At 41.8% G+C, this 4868-nt stretch carries 5 protein-coding genes and 1 tRNA gene; 4 read left to right on the forward strand and 2 right to left on the reverse strand.

Going from position 1 to position 4868, the window contains the following annotated elements; all coding sequences use genetic code 11:
• A partial coding sequence (locus NJ959_RS25415) for an NAD(P)H-quinone oxidoreductase subunit M (RefSeq protein WP_254014548.1) occupies window positions 1-305 on the reverse strand: 305 nt, incomplete at its 3' end.
• Window positions 306-526: 221 nt separating this feature from the next.
• Here NJ959_RS25415 and NJ959_RS25420 point away from each other — a divergent pair.
• Together NJ959_RS25420 and NJ959_RS25425 are read left to right on the forward strand one after the other, a co-directional pair.
• Window positions 527-1591, forward strand: coding sequence for an ABC transporter permease (locus NJ959_RS25420; protein WP_254014549.1), 1065 nt, complete (start codon window positions 527-529; stop codon window positions 1589-1591).
• A 155-nt stretch (window positions 1592-1746) separates the two neighbouring features.
• Window positions 1747-2043, forward strand: coding sequence for a hypothetical protein (locus NJ959_RS25425; protein ID WP_254014550.1), 297 nt, complete (start codon window positions 1747-1749; stop codon window positions 2041-2043).
• 31 nt (window positions 2044-2074) lie between these two features.
• On the opposite strand, the gene NJ959_RS25430 is transcribed toward NJ959_RS25425, so the two are convergent.
• Window positions 2075-2350 (reverse strand): DUF4278 domain-containing protein, encoded by a 276-nt coding sequence (locus NJ959_RS25430; RefSeq protein ID WP_254014551.1) that lies wholly within the window; start codon window positions 2348-2350, stop codon window positions 2075-2077.
• Window positions 2351-2711: 361 nt separating this feature from the next.
• On the opposite strand from NJ959_RS25430, the gene NJ959_RS25435 reads away from it, so the two are divergent.
• Window positions 2712-4502 carry an alpha/beta hydrolase gene (locus NJ959_RS25435; RefSeq protein WP_254014552.1) on the forward strand — a complete coding sequence of 597 codons (1791 nt, stop codon included), beginning with the start codon at window positions 2712-2714 and terminating at the stop codon, window positions 4500-4502.
• A gap of 175 nt (window positions 4503-4677) precedes the next feature.
• A tRNA-Phe gene (locus NJ959_RS25440) sits at window positions 4678-4750 on the forward strand.
• Window positions 4751-4868: the final 118 nt, after the last annotated feature.

Raw genomic sequence — 4868 nt, forward strand, 5'->3', positions numbered from 1 at the left:
CTGTAGTTGAGAACCCGACTTTCCAGGTTGTAGCTGATTTGTCCATTGGCGAGGAGCGATCGCATATAATGCTCTAGGTCAGAACCTATGCGGCGCAGGTTGTATTCTATTAAATCTGCCCCATTATAGGTTTCGACTAGTTCATCAAATTTACGATATACCCTTTGCAAGGCATCGTCATTCCAATTCAATTCGTTATCTGGATCGACATCAAGGGTTAACACCTTTTGACTTTCGACTAATTCGTTATTTTCTACCTCGGCTGCGTAGATACGAATGTGACGGGTAGTGGACTTTAGCAGCATCAAACCCCTCCTGCTGGATCTGGAACGTTTAACATCTTAATTATAATTGTCACAGGTATATCCCAATTTCTGTAAAATTATCATTCGTAGCACAGGCGTCTCGCCTGTGGGGGGAGCTACGGAGATCCAGAGAAGATTATATAATTTTATCCAATTGCCATGGATGGAGTCACAGGCGAGACGCCTGTTCTACATCTAATCATGAATTAGCTCGAAAAGATATGATTTTTTCCAATAAGATTTCCGCAAATACCAATGAACTGAATAATCCCATAAATTTACTCAAAAAATTGATAACAAGCGAGACGTTTCTCTACGTGACAAAGCGCCTGCTCCAAGGACTTTTGACATTACTGTTAGCATCTGCCCTTAGTTTTTTGATTATTCAATTTGCCCCAGGAGATTATCTAGATACTCTCAAACAAAATCCCAAAATTTCGCCAGATCGTATTAAGGAACTCCAAAGACAATTTGGGCTAGATCAACCAGGATATATTCAGTATTGGCGGTGGCTGGTGCAAGTAGTTACACAAGGTAACTTTGGCACAAGTTTTGTTTATTCTCGCTCTGTATCGTCTTTGTTATGGGAGCGAGTACCAGCAACGTTGCTCATGGCAAGTTTATCGATAATTATAACTTGGGCGATCGCAATTCCGCTAGGCATTATTGCGGCTGTCAAGCAAAATCGCTTTATTGACCAATTTCTCCAAATCATTAGTTATGCTGGTCAAGGTTTTCCCAGTTTCATTACTGCCCTATTATTGCTGATCTTTGCTCAATATACTTCCCCCTTATTTCCGGTAGGTGGTATGACTAGTATCAATCATACAGATTTTTCTGCGATCGGGAAAGTTCTCGATATTGGTTGGCACGCTATTTTGCCCACAATCGCTCTCTCTATTACTAGCTTTGCTGGGTTACAGCGAATTACTAGGGGGGAAATGCTCGATGTTTTGCGTCAAGATTATATTCAGACTGCTCGTGCTAAGGGACTTCCAGAAAATCGAGTGATTTACGTTCATGCTTTGCGCAATGCGATTAACCCTTTGGTAACTTTACTTGGGTTTGAATTTGCCAGCTTACTCAGCGGTGCATTTATTGCGGAGTTTTTCTTTAATTGGCCTGGTTTGGGGCGTTTAATTTTACAGGCGGTGACGGCTCAAGATATATATTTGGTTATGGCAAGTTTGATGATGGGCGCACTTATGCTGATTCTTGGTAATTTGTTGGCTGATTTACTCCTGAAAGTTGTCGATCCGCGCATTAGTTTGGATGACTTGAAATAATTGGTTGTTGGTTGTTGGTTATTAGTTATTGGATCTGACAGATAATTATTCGTAAAACCAATAATTATTGGCACAGAAGCTACGCCTGTACGACAACAAACAACAAATAACGAACAACGAACAACAAACAACAAACAACAAACAACGAGGAAAAGATGTTTAGCCAAAGTTATTACTTGATTCTATCGAGAGCAGATGGTCGTTATCTAGCTGCAAAACCTAAAGGAGGTGGCAAAGAATCTGGTGGTGGGTATTTATTGATGTTTCGCGAAGATTTTGAGGCTCTCAGCTATCTTAATACTCACGCTAGTGAAGTGGCTAACCGCTTTGCTGTTGAGTCAGTTTCGGGAAGTCAGTTAAAAGCTTTGTTGCGAAGATGGGGGTTTATAGGTGTTGGTGTTGTTCAAGATCCATTAGTACCTCAGATTGAGTTTATGATTCATCAAAATTAAATGGGGGAATGGGGGAAACTATTTTTTGACTTCATCCTTCATCCTTTCCCTGATAATCTTTATTTTGGCGGGGTGAGGAGTCTGAATGAGATGATTGTTTCAATTGGGATTGAAAGGAGAATCGTCCCAAGGTAAAATAAGGAATTCCTCGATATTTTAGGATAAAAATTGAATGGGGTAACGCCACTAATTCTCTCAGCCGATAGGTAAAATATAACCCGCGATATTTACCAAAGATTTGACTATTAGTTGTTTCAATATTGGAGGAGGTAGACTGATAAGGAATACCGCGATAACTTAGTGGCATCAGAAAAATTGTCCTAACATAGATATTTGGGTTTTGCTCATGTGTACTACAGAGAAACTGGAGTGGATTCCGGATTCTTTATTAAAAAAACAGAATTAAGGTGTTCAGGAGGGAACAATATTATTGATATGGATCGTTCTGAAGCCGGATTTCCAGGATTGACAAGATTGTTTTCACAATTGCCAATTGCCAATTCCCCCAAAAAGGGAAACTTATATAGAGAAAAGCTTGTCCCTTTAATCTTGATGATAATTTAGCTCAACTCACACACACCACTGTAAAATTACTGATGATTAAGTTTCAGCTCAATAGATATAATTCCAGGGCATCTCGTTATAGCAATTCAGGGAAACGGGTTGATTTGACAAGTCGGATCGGAAAAATCGGACGGGAAGCTTTATTTGCTATAGTTGTGGTAATCTCCTGCGCAATTGCCGCCCCAGTGAAAGCAGCGGAACGCCTAACTATACGTTTGGGTCCATTTCAGCAGTCAGTCGAGATTGGGGATTTAGAAAAATTTGCAGAGACGGGTAAATTATCTCCCGCCCTTAAACCATACCGCTCGTTGTTAACGCCAGAAATTCAGCAGTTGCTGAATAGACGACTGCAAATCGATCCGTCTTTAACGGAAAAATTTGTTAACGATCTCCTTCGTTCATCAGATGGGGTACGAGTACTCGATCAAATTAGTCTAGCATTGCCGAATAGCAGCGTTGAGGAATTAAAAGCTGCTTTGATTTTAGCCGCAAGGCAGGCTAATGGTTTTTCGGTACTGAGTTTTTTACGATCTTACCCAGAAGAAGATGTAGTGGTGGATGCTTCTGCTGCGATCGCAATTGTTGTCCAGCTTAACACGCCTTACTTGGAGAGTATCGCTCTTGCCCCTTTATTAGAGCAAGAAATGGCAACTACCGATGATACTCCATTCCAATCTAGCTTCGATCCCGCTGTTGGTGGTAAAGAGTCTGTATATGAACGGACGGTAAGGTTGCGAGATGGGGAACGGCAACGTACTATCTTAGTAGATCTCTATTGGACCGATCGTACCTCTGGACCGTTAATTATTCTCTCTCATGGCTTTGCTTCCGATCGCAAATTTTTAACTTACTTAGCCCGTCATTTGGCATCTTATGGTTTTACAGTTGCCTCTGTAGAGCATCCTGGTAGCAATTTTAGCTCCCTCAGCGGTGGTTCCCTAGCTAGTAATTTTGAAAATATTTTACCACCTTCAGAATTTATCGATCGTCCCTTGGATGTTAGCTTTGTGTTAAATGAGTTAGCGCAAATGAATGAGGGATATGGGAGTTTGCGAGATAAACTCAATACTAAACAAGTTACAGTTATCGGTCACTCTTTGGGGGGATATACTGCCTTAGCTTTAGCTGGTGGAAAATTAGATTTAGCAGATTTGCGAGAGTTTTGTAAAAATCGCAGCCCATTAAGACGAGCGCCCGCTGACTGGTTTCAATGCGCTGCAACTAAGTTAAGTGATGATAATATTCAGTTAGAAGATAAAAGGGTAGTTCAGGCGATCGCATTTAACCCAGTCACCGGACGTTTGTTTGGTAAAGAGGGTTTGGCTCAAGTCAGGGTTCCCACATTAATTTTAACTGGCACAGCCGACACAATTACCCCATCATTAGATCATCAATTGCGACCATTTGCTCAGTTAGGTGGCTCTAAGTATCTGATTGCGGCTATCGGTGGTACTCACTTAAGTGTTACAGATCCTGGTAATCTTAATGATGCACTAGCTCAAAGTACCCTGGTTAAAGAGTTAACGGGTAAAGATGCTGAACCCTTAAGAGAGTTACTCCGAGGTGTCAGTTTAGCCTTTATCAAACAACTTACTCCGGAAGCCAAACTCTATGAACCGTTTTTGACTCCCGCCTACCCTGAGTCTCTGTCTACTTCAACATTAAAATTGCGGATGAATACCCAATTACCCCCAAGTATCGGGAGTTGGCTGGAAGTGATGACTATGCAAAACCGACAGATTGCTCTGCGCCTACCCAAAGTCAACCAATGGTTAATTGGTGGTATTCGCTTGCCTTTTTCGCCCTCAACTCAGGTGGTGACAAAGGCAGAGTGTTGTACTGCACAGCTTAATCAAATCTTTACAGATCTGCTAAATCATTACAATGAAGGCTAATCAACGGCGCTGGGCGGGTGAGTAAAGTACAGAGAAACCCGGTTTCTTGGCGGGTTTCTCTTGTGTAGTTGAGCCGAATGGCTTGTACTATATTGACGTACTCCTAAAAATTTTAATAGGGGCTTGCCAATTCCCACTCACATTTGCTATGCTGATTAAGCGCTGGAAATAGCGAGCCGGGATAGCTCAGTTGGTAGAGCAGAGGACTGAAAATCCTCGTGTCCGGAGTTCAAATCTCCGTCCTGGCATTTAAAATAACGAAATATCAAGGGCTATAGCGTTTCTAGCACCTTTTTTAGTTGGGTGAAGTCTAGTGAACTACCCGCCCTCAACTGGAGTACCAGTATGAGGGGGGCTTCCAAGTTC

The organism is Limnofasciculus baicalensis BBK-W-15 (assembly GCF_024178385.1).
GTDB lineage: Bacteria > Cyanobacteriota > Cyanobacteriia > Cyanobacteriales > Coleofasciculaceae > Limnofasciculus > Limnofasciculus baicalensis.